This is a genomic window from Leifsonia poae, from assembly GCF_020009625.1.
GTDB classification, from domain to species: domain Bacteria; phylum Actinomycetota; class Actinomycetes; order Actinomycetales; family Microbacteriaceae; genus Leifsonia; species Leifsonia poae_A.
In genome coordinates, this window is record NZ_JAIHLP010000002.1 from 546609 (window position 1) to 568067 (window position 21459).

21 protein-coding genes and 1 tRNA gene are annotated in these 21459 nt (G+C 68.1%); 4 read left to right on the plus strand and 18 right to left on the minus strand.

Annotated elements, in window-relative coordinates:
- Nucleotides 1-63 precede the first annotated feature (63 nt).
- The 12 genes from K5L49_RS03320 to polA all read right to left on the minus strand — a co-directional run bounded on the left by K5L49_RS03320 (nt 64) and on the right by polA (nt 14777).
- A complete protein-coding gene (locus K5L49_RS03320; protein ID WP_223690597.1) occupies nt 64-630 on the minus strand; it encodes a hypothetical protein in 567 nt (188 codons plus the stop codon).
- Complete coding sequence (locus K5L49_RS03325) at nt 627-1997, minus strand: DUF58 domain-containing protein (RefSeq protein ID WP_223690598.1); 1371 nt, start codon at nt 1995-1997, stop codon at nt 627-629. Before K5L49_RS03325 ends, K5L49_RS03320 begins: the two co-directional genes overlap by 4 nt.
- Nucleotides 1994-3028: an AAA family ATPase gene (locus K5L49_RS03330; protein WP_223690599.1), complete on the minus strand. Its 1035-nt coding sequence runs from the start codon at nt 3026-3028 to the stop codon at nt 1994-1996. Before K5L49_RS03330 ends, K5L49_RS03325 begins: the two co-directional genes overlap by 4 nt.
- Nucleotides 3018-3704, minus strand: a complete 687-nt coding sequence (locus K5L49_RS03335; RefSeq protein WP_223690600.1) for a hypothetical protein — start codon at nt 3702-3704, stop codon at nt 3018-3020. The genes K5L49_RS03330 and K5L49_RS03335 overlap by 11 nt, the downstream gene beginning before the upstream one ends.
- 86 nt (nt 3705-3790) lie before the next feature.
- Complete coding sequence (locus K5L49_RS03340) at nt 3791-4501, minus strand: DUF4129 domain-containing protein (protein ID WP_223690601.1); 711 nt, start codon at nt 4499-4501, stop codon at nt 3791-3793.
- 84 nt (nt 4502-4585) lie between these two features.
- Nucleotides 4586-6652, minus strand: coding sequence for an excinuclease ABC subunit UvrB (uvrB, locus tag K5L49_RS03345; protein WP_223690602.1), 2067 nt, complete (start codon nt 6650-6652; stop codon nt 4586-4588).
- Between the two features lie 61 nt (nt 6653-6713).
- Entirely contained in the window at nt 6714-7310 is a 597-nt protein-coding gene (gene coaE / locus K5L49_RS03350; RefSeq protein WP_223690603.1) for a dephospho-CoA kinase, read from the minus strand.
- 80 nt (nt 7311-7390) lie between these two features.
- On the minus strand, nt 7391-8851 hold the full coding sequence (rpsA, locus tag K5L49_RS03355) for a 30S ribosomal protein S1 (protein ID WP_223690604.1): 1461 nt from the start codon (nt 8849-8851) through the stop codon (nt 7391-7393).
- A gap of 109 nt (nt 8852-8960) precedes the next feature.
- The gene (locus tag K5L49_RS03360; protein WP_223690605.1) at nt 8961-9944 is read right to left on the minus strand and encodes an epimerase; all 984 of its coding nucleotides are present in this window, start codon (nt 9942-9944) and stop codon (nt 8961-8963) included.
- 202 nt (nt 9945-10146) lie between these two features.
- Nucleotides 10147-11820: a DUF885 domain-containing protein gene (locus K5L49_RS03365; protein WP_223690606.1), complete on the minus strand. Its 1674-nt coding sequence runs from the start codon at nt 11818-11820 to the stop codon at nt 10147-10149.
- The gene (locus tag K5L49_RS03370; protein ID WP_223690607.1) at nt 11813-12046 is read right to left on the minus strand and encodes a hypothetical protein; all 234 of its coding nucleotides are present in this window, start codon (nt 12044-12046) and stop codon (nt 11813-11815) included. Before K5L49_RS03370 ends, K5L49_RS03365 begins: the two co-directional genes overlap by 8 nt.
- A gap of 58 nt (nt 12047-12104) precedes the next feature.
- The gene (gene polA, locus K5L49_RS03375; RefSeq protein ID WP_223690608.1) at nt 12105-14777 is read right to left on the minus strand and encodes a DNA polymerase I; all 2673 of its coding nucleotides are present in this window, start codon (nt 14775-14777) and stop codon (nt 12105-12107) included.
- A gap of 63 nt (nt 14778-14840) precedes the next feature.
- Here polA and K5L49_RS03380 point away from each other — a divergent pair, with 63 nt between their 5' ends.
- On the plus strand, nt 14841-15245 hold the full coding sequence (locus K5L49_RS03380) for a hotdog fold thioesterase (RefSeq protein ID WP_223690609.1): 405 nt from the start codon (nt 14841-14843) through the stop codon (nt 15243-15245).
- Between the two features lie 28 nt (nt 15246-15273).
- Here K5L49_RS03380 and K5L49_RS03385 read toward each other — a convergent pair whose 3' ends face one another.
- Nucleotides 15274-15879: an ANTAR domain-containing response regulator gene (locus K5L49_RS03385; protein ID WP_223690610.1), complete on the minus strand. Its 606-nt coding sequence runs from the start codon at nt 15877-15879 to the stop codon at nt 15274-15276.
- 38 nt (nt 15880-15917) lie between these two features.
- Here K5L49_RS03385 and K5L49_RS03390 point away from each other — a divergent pair.
- Together K5L49_RS03390 and K5L49_RS03395 are read left to right on the plus strand one after the other, a co-directional pair.
- Nucleotides 15918-16000: transfer RNA gene (locus tag K5L49_RS03390), tRNA-Leu, on the plus strand.
- Nucleotides 16001-16164: 164 nt separating this feature from the next.
- Nucleotides 16165-17844, plus strand: coding sequence for an HAD family acid phosphatase (locus K5L49_RS03395; RefSeq protein WP_223690611.1), 1680 nt, complete (start codon nt 16165-16167; stop codon nt 17842-17844).
- Between the two features lie 11 nt (nt 17845-17855).
- Here K5L49_RS03395 and K5L49_RS03400 read toward each other — a convergent pair whose 3' ends face one another.
- Genes K5L49_RS03400 through K5L49_RS03415 form a run of 4 tightly spaced genes read right to left on the minus strand, consistent with a single transcriptional unit; the run spans nt 17856 to nt 20215 of the window.
- Nucleotides 17856-18263 (minus strand): DUF6855 family protein, encoded by a 408-nt coding sequence (locus tag K5L49_RS03400; RefSeq protein WP_223690612.1) that lies wholly within the window; start codon nt 18261-18263, stop codon nt 17856-17858.
- A gap of 57 nt (nt 18264-18320) precedes the next feature.
- A complete protein-coding gene (locus K5L49_RS03405) occupies nt 18321-19316 on the minus strand; it encodes a DUF1648 domain-containing protein (protein ID WP_223690613.1) in 996 nt (331 codons plus the stop codon).
- Nucleotides 19313-19663: a GntR family transcriptional regulator gene (locus tag K5L49_RS03410; protein WP_223690614.1), complete on the minus strand. Its 351-nt coding sequence runs from the start codon at nt 19661-19663 to the stop codon at nt 19313-19315. The genes K5L49_RS03405 and K5L49_RS03410 overlap by 4 nt, the downstream gene beginning before the upstream one ends.
- Before the next feature lie 51 nt (nt 19664-19714).
- Nucleotides 19715-20215: an FBP domain-containing protein gene (locus tag K5L49_RS03415; protein WP_223690615.1), complete on the minus strand. Its 501-nt coding sequence runs from the start codon at nt 20213-20215 to the stop codon at nt 19715-19717.
- A 70-nt stretch (nt 20216-20285) separates the two neighbouring features.
- On the opposite strand from K5L49_RS03415, the gene K5L49_RS03420 reads away from it, so the two are divergent.
- A complete protein-coding gene (locus K5L49_RS03420) occupies nt 20286-20612 on the plus strand; it encodes a thioredoxin family protein (protein WP_223690616.1) in 327 nt (108 codons plus the stop codon).
- Here the strand turns inward: K5L49_RS03420 and K5L49_RS03425 are convergent.
- Complete coding sequence (locus tag K5L49_RS03425) at nt 20605-21420, minus strand: hydrolase (protein ID WP_223690617.1); 816 nt, start codon at nt 21418-21420, stop codon at nt 20605-20607. The genes K5L49_RS03420 and K5L49_RS03425 overlap by 8 nt on opposite strands.
- Nucleotides 21421-21459: the final 39 nt, after the last annotated feature.

The following is a 21459-nucleotide window of genomic DNA, read 5'->3' on the forward strand; positions in this document are numbered from 1 at the left end:
CCGGATGCTGACAGCTCTGCCCGGCACGCGCCGAGTCTATGCCGCACCACCGACAGAGCGCTGTCAGTTCCGGGGCCCACTCAGGAGCGGCCCCGCGAGCAGCGCGACGACGCCCGCAATGGCGAGGCCTCCCACCACGGCGAGCCAGGCGAATCCCGCCGACGCGGTCGTCGCGAGCGCGAGGGCACCGACGGCGACGAGCTGCACGGGGATCTGGATCAGGAGGAACCGACGCGTGCTCGGCCACAGAGCGGCCGGCTGAAGACGCGCGCCGGGCGCGACCACGAGCATCCAGGAGGCCAGCAGGTGAAGAGCGTGCGCGCCCGCGATCAGGGTGTATGTCCGCCAATCCGTGAGGGCTTGACCGTGCAGCAGCGAGGCGAGAACGAGGACGCCGATCAGGAACCAGGCCGTCATCCAGCGAGGAACCACGACTGCCGCGAGGGCGAGCGCGAGAGACACTACGAGCCAGAGCTCGGAACCGGCCAAGGCGGCGCAGAGCGCGATCGCGACGACCGCGAAGAGCGCACGGAGCGACCAGGCCGGCACCGTGAACCCCAGCTGTGGCTTCGCCGCCTCGACCTCCCTGTTCACCGCCTCCCCGCTCACCCCAACCGCATCCCCGTTCACCTCATCCTCCTGGGCCGGCTCAGCTCGCGCAGACGCGCCTCGCGCCGCTCGCCGCCTGCGTCCTGCCAGGCGAGCAGGTCGATGCCCGCGGCGGCCAGGCGGCGGAACCGCAGCTTGCGCTCGAGCTCGACCACCCGCAGCGCAAGCAGATCGCGCCCCGGCAGATCGCCGGTGTGGAGCGTCGGGAGCACATCGACGGCGATCACCCGATGCCCGGCCGCTCGCCAAACGAGGGCCAGCCGCAGCGACTGCTCGTCGAGAAAGGTCGAGAGCACGAACACGAGGGCGCCCGGCACCACGATCGGGGGGCGAACCCGTTCGGTCGCCGCTCCGCTCGGTCCTGTCACGGCCACCGAACGGAGCACGCGTTGAAGGTGCCGGGTGCCCCCGCGCGGCTGGATGCCCCGGGTCGCGTTGGCCAGGTCGTCGAAGCCGACCCTGTCGCCGGCAGCCGCATACGCGGAGGCGAGCGAGGCGACCGCCTCGCGGGCGAGATCCTGAGACCCGACGCCCGGCCCAGGATGCAGCGCCGGCCATTCCGAGACACGACCGGTCACATCGTCGCGGCTGTCCATGACGAAGTGGACGGCCGCATCCGAGGTGGCCATGGTTCGACGCACGTAGAGCTCTCCCGGAAGTTGCGCCCGCCGCGCCGTCGCCTTCCAATCGATGCGGCGAAGCCGGTCGCCGGGCGCGAAACGATCGACGTCCCGGAACTCACCGCCATCGCCGGGCCGCCCCGATGCATGCGGGCCCGTGAGACCGATGAGTCGAGCGGGGAGCGGAAGGCTGCGGACCGGGATCGCGCGCGGCGGGATCACCCGGTCGGCCGTCGTCGGCGGCGTCGCCTCACTGACCGATGACGCATCGATACCGATCACACGGGCGCCGGCACCCACGAACCGCTGCGGGCCGGTGCGGACGACAGGCACGTGCGAGACGATCCGCTGGGCCGCACGGGCCGAGACCACCACCTCGACCGGCTCACGGCCGGGGATCTCCAGCCGTAGTTCCACCGCGTCGGGCCGCGCATCGCTTCCGATGCTCACCGTCGTCTGCACCCGGCGCCCCGGCACGGCCTCGGCCGAGGCCCCGACGACGATGCTCATCTGTTCCGGCGGCCGTCGGTCCCAGGCGACTGCCGCCGCAACGAGCAACGGCGCCCCAACCAGAGCGAGGTCCACCCGCGCCGTCACGAACCCGACGACGAGACACAGCAGCCCGACGACGACGGCGGCCACGACGGCCGGGCTCAGGCTCCAGCGGGCACGGAAGCGGCGCAGGCGGCCGCCGTCCGCCCGCGCGCCGTCGCTCTCTCCGACGGGAACCGCCGCCGAGGTCTCAGGGATGCTACCGGTGCCGGTCACGCCGGAGCGCCTTCCTCCGCGCTCGCCGTCGCTCGGTCGTCCCGTCCGACGACGGGCGGCCCGGGAACCGAGCCGACGACCTCCTGGACCACCTGCGCGGCCTGCACCCCGCTCGTCCAGGCCTGCACGGTGAGCGACAGACGGTGCGCGAGCACCGGCGTCGCCACCGCCTTGATGTCGTCGGGGATCACGAAATCCCGGCCGGCCATCACTGCACGCGCCCGTGCGACGAGGAGCAGTCCCTGCGAGCCTCGCGGTGACGCACCCACCTCGACCGCGCGATGCCGCCGGGTCGCCGCGGCGAGGGCGACGCAATAGGCGGCGATGTCCGCATCGACGTCCACCCCTTCGACTCCCTCCTGCATGGCGCGCACGGTGAAGGCGTCGATCACCGGTTCGACGGTCGCGCGCTCCTGACGACGGCGCACCCGGGCGAGGAGCACCTCACTCTCGCCCTGCGCATCCGGGTAGCCGACGGCGAGCCGCACCATGAACCGGTCGAGCTGCGCCTCCGGGAGCGCGTACGTCCCCTCGTACTCGATCGGGTTGGAGGTCGCGACGACGTGGAACGGTCGAGGGAGCGGAAAGCTCTGGCCCTCCACGGTGACCTGCCCCTCAGCCATCGCTTCCAGCAGCGCGGACTGCGTCTTCGGCGAGGTGCGATTGATCTCGTCGGCGAGGAACAACCCGGTGAAGACCGGGCCCGGCCGGAACGCGAACTCCCCCGACGACGGCACGTAGACGAACGACCCGGTGATGTCGGCCGGGAGAAGGTCGGGCGTGCACTGCAACCGCCGGAAATCGAGGCCGATCGCCGAGGCGATGCTGCGCGCGGCGAGCGTCTTGCCCAGACCGGGCACATCTTCGAACAACACGTGGCCGCCGGCCAGGATCGTGGCGAGGGCGAGTTCCAGGGCCGGACGCATGCCGACGACGACGGTCGAGACGCGGTCGAGGATCTCGGCACTCAGCCGGGCGATCTCGGGCAGGGCAAGCGGCGCGACGGCCTCGGTCGGACGGTCAGCGGACATCGTGGTTCTCCTCGGTTTCGTTCCTGGGCGTGCCGGCTGGCGCGGCTGGGTCCGGTGCCGCTGCCCGGTCCGGTGCTGCTGCCCGGTCCGGTGCTGCTGCCCGGTCCGGTACTCGGGCTGGGTCCGGTGCTTGGGCTGCCACTGACTCTGTGTGACGCGACGGCGTCCGCCGAAGGAAGGCACGCACCCTCCGCGACGGTCGCCTGAGCGCTGTCTCTTCGACGGGCGCCAGAGCACCGGGCGGAGCATCCGCAAGCCGGTCCAGCGTCGCCAGCACGGCCTCGAAGGTCGCGAGGCGGGGCGATTCGGCCGTTCCTCGACGGATCACCTGCAGCACATCCTGCCCGAGCACCCGCTCGACCGCCGGCCGGTCGGCCGGGTCGTCCAGGTCGAGCCCGTGCAGGGCGAGAACCTGGCCGGTCAGCGTGCGCAATCGGCGCACCGCCTCCGGTGCGACACCTCCGCCGCGGGTGTGCAGCGACCAGCCGAGCTGGACGATCTCGCGGCGGGCCCCGTCACGCGGTTGGACCACATCCGGCGCCCAATCGACCCGGGCCTGGTCGGCGACCAATGCCAATGCGGAGGTGAAGGCTGCCACCGCGGCCCCGATTCCGATGGCGTGCGGCACATCCACCCCGAAGAACCAGCAGGCGGCACCCACTGCGGTCCCGAGCACGACGCACCCCAGCACGCGACGGCGTCGGAAACCTGTCACCGTGGCGTGCGGGCGCTCGGTCCGGTCGGGTCTCGATGCCTGTCGCATCAGCGGGGACCACCCTCCGCCGGAGCGGACCAGGATGCGCGAAGCGTCTCGAGCGATGCCCTCGCCACCTCGACATCGTCCAAGGTCACCTCCTTCGCGCCGAAGCGCACGCGCAGGTAGAGATCGAGCAGGGCGTGAGCGGCCGGCCCGTCGGCTCCCACCCGGACGAGGATGCGCGCCGTGAACTCCCCCGGCGTCTCGGCCGCCAGTCGGTGCACCCCCGACTCCTCCGCCGCCTCCTGAAGCCCCAACCAGGCCTGCTCGATCGCATCCCGGGGCTCGCGTGGCTCGGCCAGCGTGTCGAGGGCACGGTCGAGCCCGCGCCGCAGCGGTGGTGCGGCGGGCTCCGCTGGGGCGTCCGGCTCTACCACCTCGAGCGACTCGATCCGGAGTTCCTCGATGTCGCGTTCCCCCCGGCGCCGGCGCCGCCGGATCAGCTGCCACAGCAGGAGGGCGGCGATGGCAAGAACCAGAACCGCCAGCAGACCGACGATCCAGGCGAGGTCGAAACGGCCGAGCTGATGCTGGGCTCCGGGAACCGGGCCGGCTGAGAACGGTGGCGGCGTGAACACCGCGGTGGGCGCCGGTTGAGCTGGCGCGTTCAGGTTCCAGGCGAACGGTCCGAACACGGGAGCACCCTGCACCGCGATGGCGGCGGCCGCGACGAGCAGCAGCCCGGAGCAGACGACAAGCGTGCGGTGCCGCTTCATCGCGCCGCCGTCGTCCCGCTCATCCTGCCACCGTAGCGTGCGCTGGTCCGGCCCGCGCGCGCCGACCCGGCGGCGCCGGCCGGCTCAGCCCAGGTGGCCGGCCTTCTCCATCTGCCGCAGATCGCGTTTGAGGTCGCCGAGCTCGTCACGCAGGCGTGCGGCGAGCTCGAACTTCAGCTCGCCGGCCGCCTGCAGCATCTGCTCGTTGAGGTCGGCGATGAGCGACTCCAGTTCGGCGCCGCCCTGCGCCGCGATGCCGCCCTTCCGAAGGTTCGGCGTCGGGCTCTTCTTGCGGGCCTCGCGACCGGCGAGCATCTGGGCGGTGTCGGCCCCCTCACGGGCGAGCACATCTGTGATGTCGGCGATGCGCTTGCGCAGCGGGGTCGGGTCGATACCGTTGACGCGGTTGTACTCCACCTGCTTCTCGCGGCGGCGGTCGGTCTCCTCGATGGCGCGCTTCATCGAATCCGTGAGCACATCGGCATACATGTGCACTTGGCCCGAGACGTTGCGCGCTGCACGGCCGATGGTCTGGATGAGCGAGGTCGACGACCTCAGGAAACCTTCTTTATCGGCGTCGAGGATGGCGACGAGCGACACCTCGGGCAGGTCGAGACCCTCGCGCAGCAGGTTGATGCCGACGAGCACGTCGTAGACGCCCGCGCGCAGCTCGGTGAGCAGTTCGACGCGCCGCAGGGTGTCCACATCCGAGTGCAGGTAGCGGACTTTCACCCCGGCCTCCGCGAGGAAGTCGGTCAGTTCCTCCGCCATCTTCTTGGTGAGCGTCGTCACCAGGATGCGCTCGTCACGTTCGACGCGCTGACGGATCTCTTCGAGCAGGTCGTCGATCTGCCCCTTCGTCGGCTTCACGACGATCTCCGGGTCGATGAGGCCGGTCGGGCGGATGATCTGCTCGACGATCCCGTCGGCGATGCCCATCTCGTATTTGCCGGGGGTGGCCGAGAGGTACACCGTCTGGCCGACGCGGTCTTTGAATTCGTTCCATTTGAGCGGGCGGTTGTCGAGCGCGCTCGGCAGCCGGAAGCCGTGCTCGACCAGCGTGCGCTTGCGCGACGAGTCGCCTTCGTACATGGCGCCGATCTGCGGCACCGTCACATGCGACTCGTCGATGACCACAAGGAAGTCGTCGGGGAAATAGTCGAGCAGGCAGTTCGGCGCCTCGCCCGGATTGCGACCGTCGATGTGGCGCGAGTAGTTCTCGATGCCTGAGCAGAAGCCGATCTGCTCCATCATCTCGATGTCGAAGCTGGTGCGCATGCGGAGTCGCTGCGCCTCCAATAGCTTGCCCTCTCGCTCGAGCTCGACGAGCCGGTCGTGCAGTTCGGTCTGAATGGTGCCGATGGCGCGCTGCATCGTCGCCGGGCTCGCGGCGTAATGGGTGGCAGGGAAGACCGAGACCGCATCCAAACGCTCGATGATCTCGCCGGTGAGCGGGTGCAGAGCATAGAGCGCCTCGATCTCGTCACCGAAAAGCTCGACGCGGATGGCGTGTTCCTCGTACATCGGGATGATCTCGATCGTGTCGCCGCGCACCCGGAACTTGCCGCGCGAGAAGTCGACGTCGTTGCGCTCGTACTGCATGCCGACGAACCGGCGGATCAACGCATCCCGACCGACATTCTCGCCCACCTGCAGCGCGACCATGGCCTCCAGATACTCCTCGGCGGCGCCGAGACCGTAGATGCACGAGACGGTCGAGACGACGATCACGTCGCGACGGCTCAGCAACGAGTTGGTGGTGGAGTGGCGCAGCCGCTCGACCTCGGAGTTGATCGAGGAGTCTTTCTCGATGAAGGTGTCGGTCTGCGGAACGTAGGCCTCGGGCTGGTAGTAGTCGTAGTACGAGACGAAGTACTCCACCGCATTGTTCGGCATCAATTCGCGGAACTCGTTCGCCAGCTGGGCGGCGAGGGTCTTGTTATGGGCGAGCACCAGTGTCGGGCGCTGCACCTGTTCGATGAGCCAGGCGGTCGTCGCCGACTTGCCGGTGCCGGTGGCGCCGAGCAGCACGACATCCGTCTCGCCCGCGTTGATGCGGCCGGCGAGCTCGGCGATGGCCTGCGGCTGGTCGCCGCTCGGCTGGTATTCGCTGACGACCTCGAAGGGACGGACGGCGCGCGTGGGTTGCATGTCTCAAGTCTAGGCAGCACCGCCGACACCAGACCCGGTGTGCGCTGTGGGCGCAACGGTGTCAGCCTCGCAGGCGCTCCCACAGCAGATCCGCCTGCGCAACGGTCTGTTCGAGGGTGCCGTCGGTGTCGATCACGACATCCGCCACCGCGAGACGCTCCTCATCCGACGCCTGCGAGCGGATGCGACGCTCTGCCTCCCCGCGCTCCATCCCGCGCAGACTCACCAGACGCTCGACGCGGGTGTCGGCCGAGGCGTGGGCGACCACGATGAGGTCGAACGGATACTCATTGGCCGATTCGACGAGCAGGGGGATGTCGTACACCACGATCGCATCCGGGTTCGCCGCGGCGGCTTCCTCGAAACGCGCTGTCGAAGCGCTGAGCACGGCCGGATGGGTGATGGCGTTGAGGCGCAGGCGCGACGATTCATCGGCGAAGACGATCGCGCCGAGCGCGGGACGATCGAGGCGGCCGTCGGCCAGGAGCACACCCGGCCCGAACGCATCGACGATCTCGGCGAGAGCCGGCGTTCCGGGCTCGACGACCTCTCGCGCGATGCGGTCGGCGTCTACGACGAGCGCGCCCCGTTCGGCAAGTCGGCGGGCGATGGTCGATTTTCCGGAGGCGATCCCACCGGTGAGTCCGATCAGCTGCACGCCCCCATGCTAGCGGGACGACACGACGGGCTAACGACGGAACGGCCGACCCCGAAGGGCCGGCCGTTCCGCAGAACCGCTTAGGAGTTCGAGCTGAGCTTCTCGCGAAGCGCGGCGAGCGACTCGTCGTCGGCGAGGGTGCCACCGACCGAGGTCTCGCTGGCGAAGGACGAGCCGCCGGTGGACGACGAAGTGGTGCTCTCCGTCGCGGCCTCTTCGAGACCCTTGGCGACCTGCTTCTTGTGCGCCTCCCAGCGAGCCTGGGCTGCAGCGTAGTCCTGCTCCCACTTCTCGCGCTGAGCGTCGAAGCCTTCCTTCCACTCGTTCGTCTCCGAGTCGAAGCCCTCAGGGTACTTGTAGTTGCCCTGGTCGTCGTACTCGGTGAGCATGCCGTAGAGCGCCGGGTCGAACTCGGTGCCCTCGGGGTCGACGCCCTCGTTCGCCTGCTTCAGCGAGAGGGAGATGCGGCGACGCTCAAGGTCGATGTCGATGACCTTGACGAACACCTCGTCACCCACCGACACGACCTGCTCGGCGAGCTCGACGTGCTTGCCGGACAGCTCCGAGATGTGCACGAGGCCCTCGATGCCATCGGCGACGCGGACGAAAGCACCGAACGGAACCAGCTTGGTGACCTTGCCCGGTGCGACCTGACCGATCGCGTGCGTGCGTGCGAAGACCTGCCACGGGTCTTCCTGGGTGGCCTTGAGCGACAGGGAGACGCGCTCGCGGTCCAGGTCGACCTCGAGGATCTCGACGGTGACTTCCTGACCCACCTCGACGACCTCGGAGGCGTGCTCGATGTGCTTCCAGGAGAGCTCGGAGACGTGGACGAGACCGTCGACGCCGCCGAGGTCGACGAACGCACCGAAGTTGACGATCGACGAAACGACACCCTTGCGGACCTGACCCTTGTGCAGGTTGTTCAGGAATGTGGTGCGGCTCTCGGACTGGGTCTGCTCGAGCAGCGCGCGACGCGAAAGCACAACGTTGTTGCGGTTCTTGTCGAGCTCGAGGATCTTGGCCTCGATCTCCTGGCCGAGGTACGGCGTGAGGTCGCGCACGCGGCGGAGCTCGATGAGCGATGCCGGGAGGAAGCCACGGAGGCCGATGTCGACGATGAGGCCACCCTTGACGACCTCGATGACCGTACCGGTGACGACACCGTCGGCATCCTTGATCTTCTCGACGTCGCCCCATGCGCGCTCGTACTGCGCACGCTTCTTGGACAGGATGAGGCGACCTTCTTTGTCCTCCTTCTGGAGAACGAGCGCCTCGACGGTGTCGCCGACCTCGACGACCTCGCTGGGGTCGACATCGTGCTTGATGGAAAGCTCGCGGGAGGGGATGACACCCTCGGTCTTGTAGCCGACGTCGAGGAGGACCTCGTCGCGGTCGATCTTGACGACGGTACCTTCGATGAGGTCACCGTCGTTGAAGAACTTCAGCGTCTTTTCGACCGCGGCAAGGAAGTCTTCAGCAGATCCGATGTCGTTGATGGCGACCTGCTTGGGTGCCTTGTCGGTCGTTGCGGTTGTCATGTAGTGAGTGCTCCGTTATGGACATGATTCGGGCCGGTCGCGTGGTCGTGCTGTGTTGTTTTCCGCGAACGGCAAGCGGATAGAGTCGTCACAAATGTGACAGTCCAGTCTAGCTGCGTTTCGAGGCCGCAGGCAACCCGCGTTTGGAGACGATGTCGCGCAGGGCCGGCTCGAGCTCGGCATGCTCGAAACCGTACCCGGCGTTCAGCAGTCGCTCCGGAACCACCCAGCGACTCTTGAGCACCAGCTCGGTCTCGGTGCGGATGACCGCCGACCCGGTTTCGAGCATCCAGCGGAACGCAGGAAGCCCTGCCGGCACCCCGAGAACCCGGCGGAGCGCTGCCATGAACGTCCGGTTGTCCACGGGGTTCGGCGATGAGACATTGACGGCGCCGTCGATCTCCGGATGCTCGCGCAGGAAGTCGATAGCGCCGAGCACATCCCGGAGGTGCACCCAGCTGAACCTCTGCCTGCCGCCGCGTGCCCCAGCCTCGTGGAACGTCCCCGCGTTGCGGCGAGCCGTCGTGGCGAACCAGCGACCGTCCCGCTGCGCACCGCCCAGACCGAACCGCGCAAGCGCGATCAGCGGAAGGAGGGCGCTGCCGTCGCCGAGCACGATGGCCATCCGCAACGCCACCCTCCGGGTGGAGGGCAGCTCGTGCTCGAAGAACGCGCGCTCCCACGCGGTGGCGACGCTGACCGAGAACCCCGTCCCGATCTCGCCGGCCGACTCGGTCATCGCGCGGTCCTCCGCGTGCCGGTAGATGGTCGCGGTCGATGCGTTCACCCAGAGACGCGGCGGCACGGTGCTCGCCGCGATCGCGGCGCCGACCTCCCGCGTCGTGTCCAGCCGGGAGCGGAAGATCTCGGCGCGGTTTGCGTCGGTGTACCGGCAGTTCACGCTCCGGCCGGCGAGATTGACCACCAGATCGGCGCCATCGACGAGGCGGGTGATCGCGGCCGAGTCACCCCAGGATGCATCCGGTCCGGTGCGCCCGATCAGCGACACGGTCGCACCGCGCTCCCGGAACGTCGAGCTCAGGTACGCGCCGATGAAACCGCTCGCTCCGGCGATGACGATGCGTTCGCCCATCCGGCGCCCTCCTCTGTCGTGATCGTGTAGCGGAACCCACCCGCGTACTCGTAGCCGCCCGACCCGCGGCGCGACGACCGCGTCGAACACGCCCCGGCCGCCGCCGCGGCACCCTCCGGGATTCCCTCGAAGTAGGCGCGCGGCCGGGGGTGCAGCTGATCGAGCTGCTCCCCCAGCACCACGCGATAGGGCGACGGAGCGTTCAGTCGAGCAGCGCAGACCTGAGGGTGTCGAGACCGACACCGCCGATGTCGAGCGCCTTCTTGTGGAACGCCTTGATATCGAAGTCGGCGCCCTCGCGCCGGGCGTACTCGTCGCGCAGCTGCTCCCAGATGCGCTGCCCGATCTTGTACGACGGGGCCTGCCCCGGCCAGCCGAGGTAGCGGTTCACCTCGAACCGCACGAAACCGTCGTTCATGTTGACGTTCTCGCGGAGGAACTGGAACGCGTACTCGCCGGTCCACGGTCCGGTGCCGTCGGGAAGCTGCTTCTCCAGATGCACGCCGATGTCGAGCACGACGCGGGCAGCACGCATGCGCTGGCCGTCGAGCATCCCAAGCCTGTCGGCCGGATCGTCGAGGTAACCCAGCTGCTCCATCAGACGTTCGGCGTAGAGCGCCCAGCCCTCGGCATGACCCGAGGTGCCGGCGATACGCCGCCACGAGTTCAACTGCGCCTTGTTGTAGGTGGCCTGCGCGATCTGCAGGTGGTGACCCGGGACGCCCTCGTGGTAGACCGTGGTCAGCTCACGCCAGGTGTCGAACTCGGTGACGCCCTCGGGCACGCTCCACCACATGCGGCCGGCGCGAGCGAAGTCGTCACTCGGACCGGTGTAGTAGATACCACCCTCCTGGGTGGGGGCGATCATGCACTCCAGCCGGCGGATCTGTTCCGGGATGTCGAAGTGCGACGTGCCCAGCTCTTCGATGGCGCGGTCGCTCGTCTCCTGCATCCAATGCTTCAGCGCGTCGGTGCCGTGCAGCTTACGGGTGGAGTCGCCGTCGAGGAACGCGATCGCCTCATGCACCGAAGCGCCCGGCTTGATCTCCCGAGCGACCGACTCCTGCTCGGCCACCATGCGGGCGAGTTCTTCGATGCCCCATTCGTAGGTTTCGTCGAGGTCGACCGTGGCGCCGAGGAAGCTGCGCGAGGCGAGCGAGTAGAGCTCGCGGCCGACCGCATCCTTCTCGGGCGCGTGCGGCCCCAGCTCGTTCTGCAGGAACCCGGCCAGCTTGGCGTAGGCGGCGGCCGACTCTTTCGCCCCCGAAGCGAGATCGGCTGCGAGCGAAGCGGGAAGGTCGGCGTCACCGGCCTTGGCGTCCGCGGTGAACTCGAAGAAGAACCCGGACTCGGCAACCTGCTTGTTCGCCTGGGTCAGCACCTCCCGCACCTGACGGATGGCCGGGACGTTTCCGGCGGCGATGCCGCTGCGGAGGGTCTCGATGTAGCCGTCCATCGCGGCAGGCAGATTGTGCAGCCGCTTGGCGATGTTCGACCAGTCCTCCTCCGTGTCCGTCGGCACGAGGTCGAAGATGTCACGCAGCTCCTGCGCCGGCGAGGCGATCACGTTGAGGTCGCGCTGGTTGAACCCGGCCTCGTGCTTCTCGACCGTCAGCTGGAGGTCGCGCGCCAGATCCATCTTGGTGACCCGGTCGATGTCGTCAACCGGCTCCGCCGCTTCGATCGCGACCAGGGCCTCCTTGACCTTGCCGATGGCCTGCTCGGCGCCCGCCGGGGAGTAGTCGGCGTATTCGCCTTCGCGGCCCGGACGCCCCAGCCAGACGTGGAACTCGGGGTACAGCTCTAGTTGCGTGTCCACCCACTCTTCAGCGATCGTGTCGATCGGAGTAGGCGTCCGCTGTTCTGCGTTAGTCATACTTCGACCCTATTCGCCTGACGCGCGCACAACCACCCGCCCTTCCGAGAGCGATCCCGGCCGGGATCGAGACGAGCGACAGGACGACGCCGCAGAGCACCCCGATCCAGTCCGCACCCGGAAGCAGGAGCGAGGCGACCAGGATCAACGGCCCGACCGCGGCGAACAGGGCGATGCAGCAGAAGAGCGGAACCCGCCCGACCGGACCCGGCTGGACCGAACTCACCGCCTCGGCACCACCATCGTCGCCCCTGGAGCGATGCTAGTGGAGACCGGCCGCCGGATCAGTGCGCGGCGGCGTCCCAGTTGGGGCCGCGGCCCACCTGGACCTCGAGGGGGACGGCGAGCGTGGCGGCGTGCGACATGCGGTCTCTGACGATGGCCTCGAGGGCGTCCCCCTCGCCGGTGGCCACCTCGAAGATCAACTCATCGTGCACCTGGAGGAGCATCCGCGACTCGAGACTCCCGTCGATCATGTCGCCCGCGATGCCGAGCATCGCGATCTTCATGATGTCGGCGGCCGACCCCTGGATCGGCGCATTCAGCGCGGCCCGCTCGGCGTTGTCGCGCAGCACCCGGTTCGTGCTGGTGAGATCGGCGAACGGCCGACGGCGACCGAAGATGGTCTCGGTGTAGCCGTCGACGCGCGCCTGCTCGACGACGCCACGCAGGTAGTCGCGAACGCCGCCGAAGCGCGCGAAGTAGTCGCTCATGAGCTGTTTGGCTTCGGACGTCTCGATGCGAAGCTGCTTCGACAGCCCGAACGGGCTGAGACCGTAGGCGAGGCCGTACGACATGGCCTTCACCTTGGTGCGCATCGCCGGAGTGACCTCAGACGGGTCGACGCCGAAGATGCGCGCGCCGACGAAGCGGTGCAGGTCTTCGCCCGCGTTGAACGCCTCGATCAGCCCCGGGTCTTCGGAGAGGTGCGCCATGATCCGCATCTCGATCTGCGAGTAGTCGGCAGTGAGCAGGGTCTCGAACTCGGCGCCGCTGCGGATCGCGGAGCGGATCTCCCGCCCCTCCTCGGTGCGCACCGGGATGTTCTGCAGGTTCGGGTCGTTCGACGAGATTCGGCCGGTGCTCGTTCCCGTCTGGTCGTAGGTGGTGTGGATGCGGCCGTCCGACTCGACCGAGCGCTCGAGCGTCTCCACGATCTGCTTCAGCTTCGTCGCATCGCGGTGCTGCAGCAGCAGACCGAGGAACGGATGCGGGCTCTTCTCCTGCAGATCGGCGAGCGAGGCGGCGTCCGTCGAGAACCCGGTCTTCGTGGCACGGGTCTTCGGCATCTGCAGCTCCTCGAAGAGCACCTGCTGCAGCTGCTTCGGCGACCCCAGGTTCACCTCGTGGCCGATCTCAGCGTAGGCACGCGCCGCGTAGTCGTTCGCCTTGTCGGTGAGTTCGCCGCGCAGGCGCGCCAGCACCTCGCTGTCGACGCTGACGCCCGCGAGCTCCATCTCGGCGAGCACCGCGACCAGCGGCAGCTCGATGTCGTCGAGCACCGTGCGGGTCCCCTCGTCGAGCGCGAGCATCTGGCCCTCGGCGACCCGACGCACATACCAGGCCTCGGTGGCCGGGCTCACCGCATCCATCAACGGAACGAGCTGGTTCGGGTCGGAGACCGGGAGAGTCTCCCCCAGCACCTCGTAGACCTGCTCGGCGAGTGACTGCGGGGCGCCGCCCGGGCGCACCAGCCACGAGGCGATGCGGGTATCGAAGGCGAGACCGTCGACGACGAGCCCGGCACGGCTCAGCGCCTTGAACTGCGGCTTGGCGTGGAAGAAGTACTTGGGTGCGCTGCTGGCGAGCCACTCCTCGAGAGCCTGGTAGTCCATTCGGCCCGCGGCCCAGGGCACGTAGACCGTGTCGTCGTGCGCCGCGAGCCCGAAACCGGTGATGCCTGCCGGGCCGAGCTCCACTTGCACTCCGACGGCGCCGTCGCCGGCGGAGGCTTTGTCCAGCCAATTGCCGAGCTCTTCATCGACCATCGTGCGCACGGGCGGGATGCTCACCGCGCCCGTCTCGAGCGCCTCGCTGAAGCTGCCCGACCCGTCGAGCATCCCCTCTTCTGCGGAGGTCTTGAGCAGGCGGTCGAGCAGCGTCTTGAACTGCAGCCGCGCGAAGATGTCGCGCACAGCGCCCTCGTTGAGCGGCCGGCGCTCCAGATCGCCTGGACCGACCGGCAGCTCGACATCGGTCAGAAGTCTGTTGAGCCGCCGGTTGCGGAGCGCATTCTCTTTCTGGTCTCGCAGATTCTGCCCGACGACGCCTTTGATCTCGTCGGCGTGGGCGAGGATCTCGTCGACCGTGCCGTACTGCTGGACCCACTTGACGGCGGTCTTCTCGCCCACCTTGTCGATGCCGATCAGGTTGTCGCTGGTCTCGCCGACCAGAGCCGCGATCTCCGGATATTGATGCGGTTCGATCCCGTAGCGCTCGCGCACGGCAGCTGGGTCGTAGACCTTCAGCTCAGAGACACCGCGCACATTCGGGTAGAGCAGCGTGACGTCGTCGTTGACGAGCTGGATGGTGTCGCGGTCGCCCGAGACGACGAGAACACGGAACCCTTGAGCGGCACCCTGCGAAGCGAGGGTGGCGAGGATGTCGTCGGCCTCGAAATCTTCCTTCGTGACCGTCGTGATGTTCATCGCGTGCAGGGCCTCTTCGAGCAGCGGGATCTGCCCGACGAATTCGGGCGGCGTCTCGCCGCGCGTGCCCTTGTACTCCGGATACTCCCGCGTGCGGAACGAGTAGCGCGAGATGTCGAAAGCGACCGCGATGTGCGTCGGCTTCTGCTGGGACAGCAGGTTGATGAGCATCGCGATGAAGCCGTGGATCGCGTTCGTGTGCTGCCCGTCGCGGGTCACGAAGCTGTCTACCGGCAGGGCGTAGAACGCCCGGAATGCCAGCGAATGGCCGTCGACGATCAGGAGGGTAGGCTTTTCGGAGTCTGACACCAGGACAGCCTACAAGGCGCCTGTGACAGCCGAATCGTTCCCGTCGACGAAGGAAAGACCGCCATGACCGAGGATGCGCTCGCGTATGTCAACCGCCGAGGACTCGGCCGGCTCGCCGAGAAGATGGGGATCGAGATGCTCGAGTTCACCCTCGAGCGAGCCGTGGCCCGGATGCCCGTCGAAGGCAACACGCAGCCGGCCGATCTCCTGCACGGCGGCGCGTACGTGGTGCTCGGCGAGTCCCTCGGATCGATGTCGGCCAATCTCCACGCGGGGGCCGACCGTCTCGCGGTCGGCATCGAGATCAATGCGACGCACACCCGCTCGGCGACGAGCGGCTATGTGACCGGTGTGTGCACGCCCATCCACCTCGGTCGCACTCTTACGACCCACGAGATCGCGATCACCGACGATCAGGGTCGACGCTGCTCGACGATCCGCATCACGAACCTCATCAAAGACCGCTGATCGCTCGGCTGCCCTGCGCGGGCAGGCGCTATTTCTTGGCGGCGAGCTGCTCGATGATCGCCTGGGCGACATCGTGCATGGTGAGACGGCGATCCATGGAGGCTTTCTGGATCCAGCGGAAGGCCTCGGGCTCGCTCAGGCCCATCTTCTCGTTGAGGAGGCCTTTGGCCCTGTCCACGAGCTTGCGGGTCTCGAACCGCTCGACCATGTCGGAGACCTCGGCCTCCAACGCGATGATCTGGGCGTAACGGGCGAGGGCGATCTCGATCGCCGGCAGCAGATCGTTCGGCGTGAACGGCTTGACGACATACGCCAGGGCACCGGCCTCGGTGGCCCGCTCCACGAGCTCCTTCTGGCTGAACGCGGTGAGCAGGACGACCGGGGCGATGTGCCCCTTCGACAGCCGCTCGGCCGCCGAGATACCATCGAGCTGCGGCATCTTGACATCCATGATGACCAGGTCGGGACGCAGTTCCGTCGCGAGCGCGACGGCGGTCTCGCCGTCCCCGGCCTCGCCGACGACCTCGAAACCGTTGTCACGGAGGATCTCGACGATGTCGAGCCGGATCAGCGATTCGTCTTCCGCGACGACGACGCGTCGGGGGGCGGTTGGGGTAGCTTCCTGGTCAGTCACGGGTTAAAGCCTACGGTATTCTTTGGATGTTGTTGTGCGCCGGTGTGGCGGAATGGCAGACGCGGAGCACTCAAAATGCTTTGTCCGAGAGGGCGTGTGGGTTCGAGTCCCACCACCGGCACAACCTGATCCCGCTCCCGATCGCGGTGGCATTCCCCTCCCGTTCGACCGATATCGGCACCGTCCGTGCTCATCCGTCGCCGCTCTGGCGCGTCGTGCGGGACGCGACTAGTGTGCTCGGAGACCCCCATTCGGGGGTGGACCGATCAACTGAATGGTGCTGCAATGCTGCCTCGAACTGTTCCGGAAATCCCCTCCCGCGCCGTCGGCGCCCGACGGCGACTGCTCTCGGGCTCTGCCGCCGTCGTCGCACTCGTCCTCGGTCTCGGCGTCGTGGGAACCTCCGGCGCCCAGGCATGGTCACCCTCACCGCAGCACGGGGACACGACGCTGACCCCGCACACCAGCTTCGCGATGGCTCCCGACGGATCGAGCGGGGCCACGGTCGGTGGCGAGAACATCCCGAACATCGATTCGGTGAAGAAGACGATCGCCACCTACTACGGCGATCCCGGCACCGGCATCGCGAACACGACCGCTTCGCCGTACATCAGCCAGATGACCGCGATCGTCGCTGCCGAGAAGGCGAAGCTGAAGGCGGAATACGACCAGGCTCGAGGCCGTGGCGAGAAGCCGGCGATCGTCTTCGACGCCGACGACACGACTCTCATGACCTACGACATGGAAGTCGCGGACATGCACTTCACTTTCAACCCGGCCGAACAGGATGTGTGGGTGCAGGGTGAGCGCTTCCCTGCGACCCCCGGCATGGTCGGCTTGGTCAATGAGGCCGCCGCGATGGGCTACACCGTGTTCGGCATCACCGGTCGCAACGACGACCAGAAGGCGGGGACGCTCGGCAACCTCGACAAGGTGGGCTACAAGCCGTTCACCGACGCCGACTTCTACACGAAGTGGACAGGAGTCGGGGCGTCGCAGCAGCCCTCGTACATCACCTGCGCCACGACCAAATGCACGACCGTCGAGTTCAAAGCGAACACGCGCAAGCACATCGAAAGCCTCGGCTACACGATCACCCTCAATGTGGGCGACCAGTTCAGCGATCTGCAGGGCGGATACGCCGAACGCTCGCTCAAGCTGCCGAACCCCACCTACTACCTCCCGTCGCCCGACCTGCCCGGTCTCTCCGAACCGGCGCTCTCACCGCGAACCGCTTTCACGATGGCGCCCGACGGGTCGAGCGGCGCGACGGCGGGCGGGGAGGGCATCCCGAACATCGACTCGGTGAAGGCGACGATCGCCACCTACTACGGCGACCCCGGCACCGGCATCGCGAACAAGACCGACTCCCCGTACATCCGGGAGATGCGCGCCTTGGTGCTGAGGCAACTTCCGCAGATCGCCCTGACCTGCTTCGCGGAGAAGAAGTTGCACAAGAATCCAGCCATCGTGCTCGACGCGGACGACACGACCCTGATGACGTACGACATGGAGGTCGCCGACATGCACTTCACCTTCAACCCGACCGAGCAGAACGTCTGGGTGCAGGCGCAGCGCTTCCCGGCGACCCCGGCGATGACGACCCTCGTCGCCGTCGCGCAGAAGTCAGGCTGCACAATCGTCGGGCTCACCGGCCGCAACGACAACCAGAAGGCGGCGACCATCGCCAATCTCGCGAAGGTCGGCTACTCCGGGTTCACCGCGGCGAATTACTACACCAAATGGACCGGCGTCGGCACCTCGCAGCAGCCGTCTTACATCAGCTGCGCTCAAACCGCCTGCACGACGATCGAGTACAAGTCGCAGACCAGGAAGCACATCGAGTCCGCGGCCGGCGGCCACTACGACATCGTGGCGAACTTCGGCGACCAGTACAGCGATCTGATCGGCGGCGCGGCCGACCGCGCGATCAAACTTCCGAACCCCACGTACTACCTGCCGTAGCGGCGATGCGGTCACGAACCGACAGCACGCATCCGATTGTTGCGGGCGTCATGGGTGAGTTCGGCGAGACCGAGCTGCTCGAGCAACGGCGGGAGGTACATGCCGAACCTGCCGCGGTAGCCCTTGCGCAGTCCATACCAGCCGCCCACCGGATTGGCTTCGTCGCGCCCCCATGCCTCGACGGTCCCCGCGACGGCCGGCTTCTGCTCGTCGGCCGCACCGAGCGGCACCCAGTCAGCCTGCGTCCGCAACCACGCGGCGAGGTCGTCGACGGCGCTCAGACGGTAGCGGAGCCTGGTGGACCCGACCTGGCAGATCAGCGCCGGCGGGTCGGTGCCCTCGTCACGCCACATCGTGTACGCGGATGTTCCCGGAGCCGTGGTCAGCATCCACGGGTCGGACTCGGTTCCCTCGGCCATCGTCGTCTCCTTCGCCCGGTGGATGTTACGAGTATGGACCAGGAACCTGCCGGGAGCTCAGCTCCGTTCGGCGTCGAGCTCCCGGTGCTGCCGCACCAGCAGCTCGAGCGCGTCACGTGCCCGGTCGGCCTGGCCGATCGTGACCGCGATGGCGAGGCCGCGCTGCCGTTCGACCACCAGCCCCTCGCGCTTGCCGAGAACATACGCGAGCCCGCGACCGGAGAGCCGGAATCCCCACCCGCCCCAGCGGAGCGGATCGATGACCTCGGCCGACACATTCGCCACCGACTCCAGGCGCACCCGGATGATCGGGAGGCGGAATAGAGCCGAGCTGAGCCGCATCCCCCGCGCATCGATCCGCAACCGCATCCGACCGAAGAACAGGAAGACCCCGCCGATCAGCAGCAGGGCGACGGCCGCTCCCACGAGACCCGGAGTGCCCCGCACGGCGGCGACGACGAGACAGGCCACTCCGCCCGCGGCGAGCAGCGCTCCCGGGGTCGTGAACCATGCGGTGCCCGTAGTGCCGGTCCAGACGAGACGGTCTCCTGCGCGAAGGGGTGGGACGGTGGGGGCGGCTTCGTCGGCGTCCTCGTCGAGAACCGGCTCGGCTGCAGGCCGGAGGATGAGGAACACCGCGACGCCGAGCGCGACCACGGGGATGAGCATCAGCATGCGCGCGTCGAGCGTCGCCTGCTCCGGCGACGGAGCCGCCGCCGTCGCGAGAGCGGGGACGAACCACGCCAACGATGAGAGACCTGCCATGCCGGTGGCGAACGCCGCGAGGAGGCGCGCGCGGTTCGACGTGACCGAGGCGACGACGGCCGCGATACCGGCGACTGTGATCACGATCACGATCCCAACGAAGATCCAGAACGACGACCAGGTGTCGGAGTAGCCATCGGGCGTAGCGCCGCCCGACCAGTGCGAAGCCATCCGGGGTCCCAGCTGCGGCCCCACGACGATTCCAGCGACGACCAAGGCACCGAATGGCACGAGTGCCAGGAACAGGGCGATGACCTGGCACACCCGCGTCGCGATGCGGCCGTTCACGACAGTCCCCGGATGATCACGGACAGTTCCCGCGAGCTGATGCCCGCACGCGTGGCCTCGGCGACCAACGATGCCGCGGACTCGAACACGGTGCGGACTGTCGGCGCGTCACCGGCGACGACAACGGCGCCCCGGCCGCGGCGGAGGTCGATGACCCCGGCCTCACGCAGATCGTCGTAGGCGCGAAGCACCGTGTGCATGTTCACGCCGAGCGACCCCGCCAGCTCGCGCGCCGACGGCAGACGCTCGCCCAGCTGGATCTCGCCGCGTGCCACGCCGAGTCGTACCTGGGCGACGATCTGTTCCGCGAACGACGCGGACGACTCGGCTTCCAATCGAATCAACATGTTCGCATTCTATACAAACAAGTCGCACTCTCGGGTCGCACTCTCCGAGCGTCAGATACGGGCGCCGACCACCGTCGCCGCGAACCGCTGGGCGCGCTCGCCGAGACCGGCGATGCGAGCGGCAACCGCCGCCTCCACATCGAACCCCACCACGGCCGGCGACGGCTTCCGCCGCACGTTCTCGCAACAATCGAAATCGCCGCACAGCATGGTGCCGACCGTGTCGCCGTTCCTCCCGGCCTGACCCGCGCGCCTGGCCACGTAGAGGTACACGTCGTGGGTGAGCTGCACATCCTGGCACCAACCACACATCGACGCAGAATGCGACCGCATCGACGCATCGGAGGCGCGCAGCACGATGCCGACCGGACTGTCCACCGTCGGGACGACCACGAAACCGCGCTGCGGCGAGCGCGGGTCGCGCCATCCGAGGTATTCGCGCCGCGACCAGTCGACTTCGTGCAGCCCCGGCGGCATCGGCAGCTCCGCCGCCTCGGTTCGCGAACAGTTCACGAACGCGTCACGGATCTCCTGTTGCGAAAGCATCTCCATGAAAGCTCCTTACCCATCCATGCTGTCACAGCTTGACCCTGACCCCCAGGGCACGGCTTAACCTCCCGGCATGACCTCACTCACCTCTGTCACCGATGCCACCTTCCCTGATGCGGTGCTCGCCGCCCCCGGCACCACCGTCGTCGAGTTCTGGGCGCCCGGGTGCGGCCCGTGCCGCGCGCTCGGGCCGATCCTCGAACAGCTCGCCGACGAGCACGCGGACACGCTGAGCATCGTGAAGATCAACGCCGACGACAATCCTCAGGCCGCGATGACGTACCGTGCCATGGCCTTGCCGGTCATGAAGGTGTTCCAGAACGGCGAGGTCGTGAAGACCATCATCGGCGCCAAGCCGAAGCCGGCGCTGGAGCTGGCGCTCGCCGACTACCTCAGGTGAGGTCGTCGAACGCGCCCGTGACCCAACCGATGTAGCGCTCGGCCGAACGCAGGACAGCCCCGCGCGCATCGCCGAGGACCGTGTTCCCCAGGTTGCCGTAGAGCCGCTCGAACGGCCGCTCGCACAGCCGGTCGGCGACTCGGCGCACCACCGCACCCGACAGCGGGATGTCGTTCGGGTAGCTGCGCATGAAGGTGACCCATTCTCCGCTCGGCCCCGGGAAGACGGTGTCGCCGGCGAGCACCACGCCGCCGTCGCGCTCCCAGTGCACGATCGCGCTGCCCGGGAAGTGTCCCCCGACGGTGCGGAGGGTGACGCCCGGCAGGATCTGGCGCTCGCCGGACCATGTCGCCACGCTGGGGTCGTCGCGCTGCACCCAGGACCGGTCTGCTTCGGCCACGAGAACGGGTGGCCCGCCGAGCAATCTGGACCACGAGGTCTGGGCGCCGAACATGTGCGGGTGGCTGGTGGCGATCACGGCCACGCCGCCCAGCTCGCGCACCGCGGCGACCGCGACCTCGTCGACGAACCCGGTCGGGTCCCAGAGGAGGTTGCCTGCCGGCGTGCGCAGCAGCAGGCTCTGCTGGCCGATCCCCACCCTCGGCTCGGAACGCAGTGCGAACAGCTCGGGTTCCAGTTCGCTGACCGCCACGCGCTCACCGGCCTCCGCCAACGCCTGGAGCGACGTCCACCGCTGCCCGTCGTGGGGGACGTACTGCCTTTCGTCCTCGCAGATCGGGCAGACCTCAGGATGCTCGTCCGCCGCCGGATACTCGACCGCGCATGCCGCGCACAACCAATCGACCATTCCGCGACACTACTCCGGGAGTGATCGGTGCCGCCATTG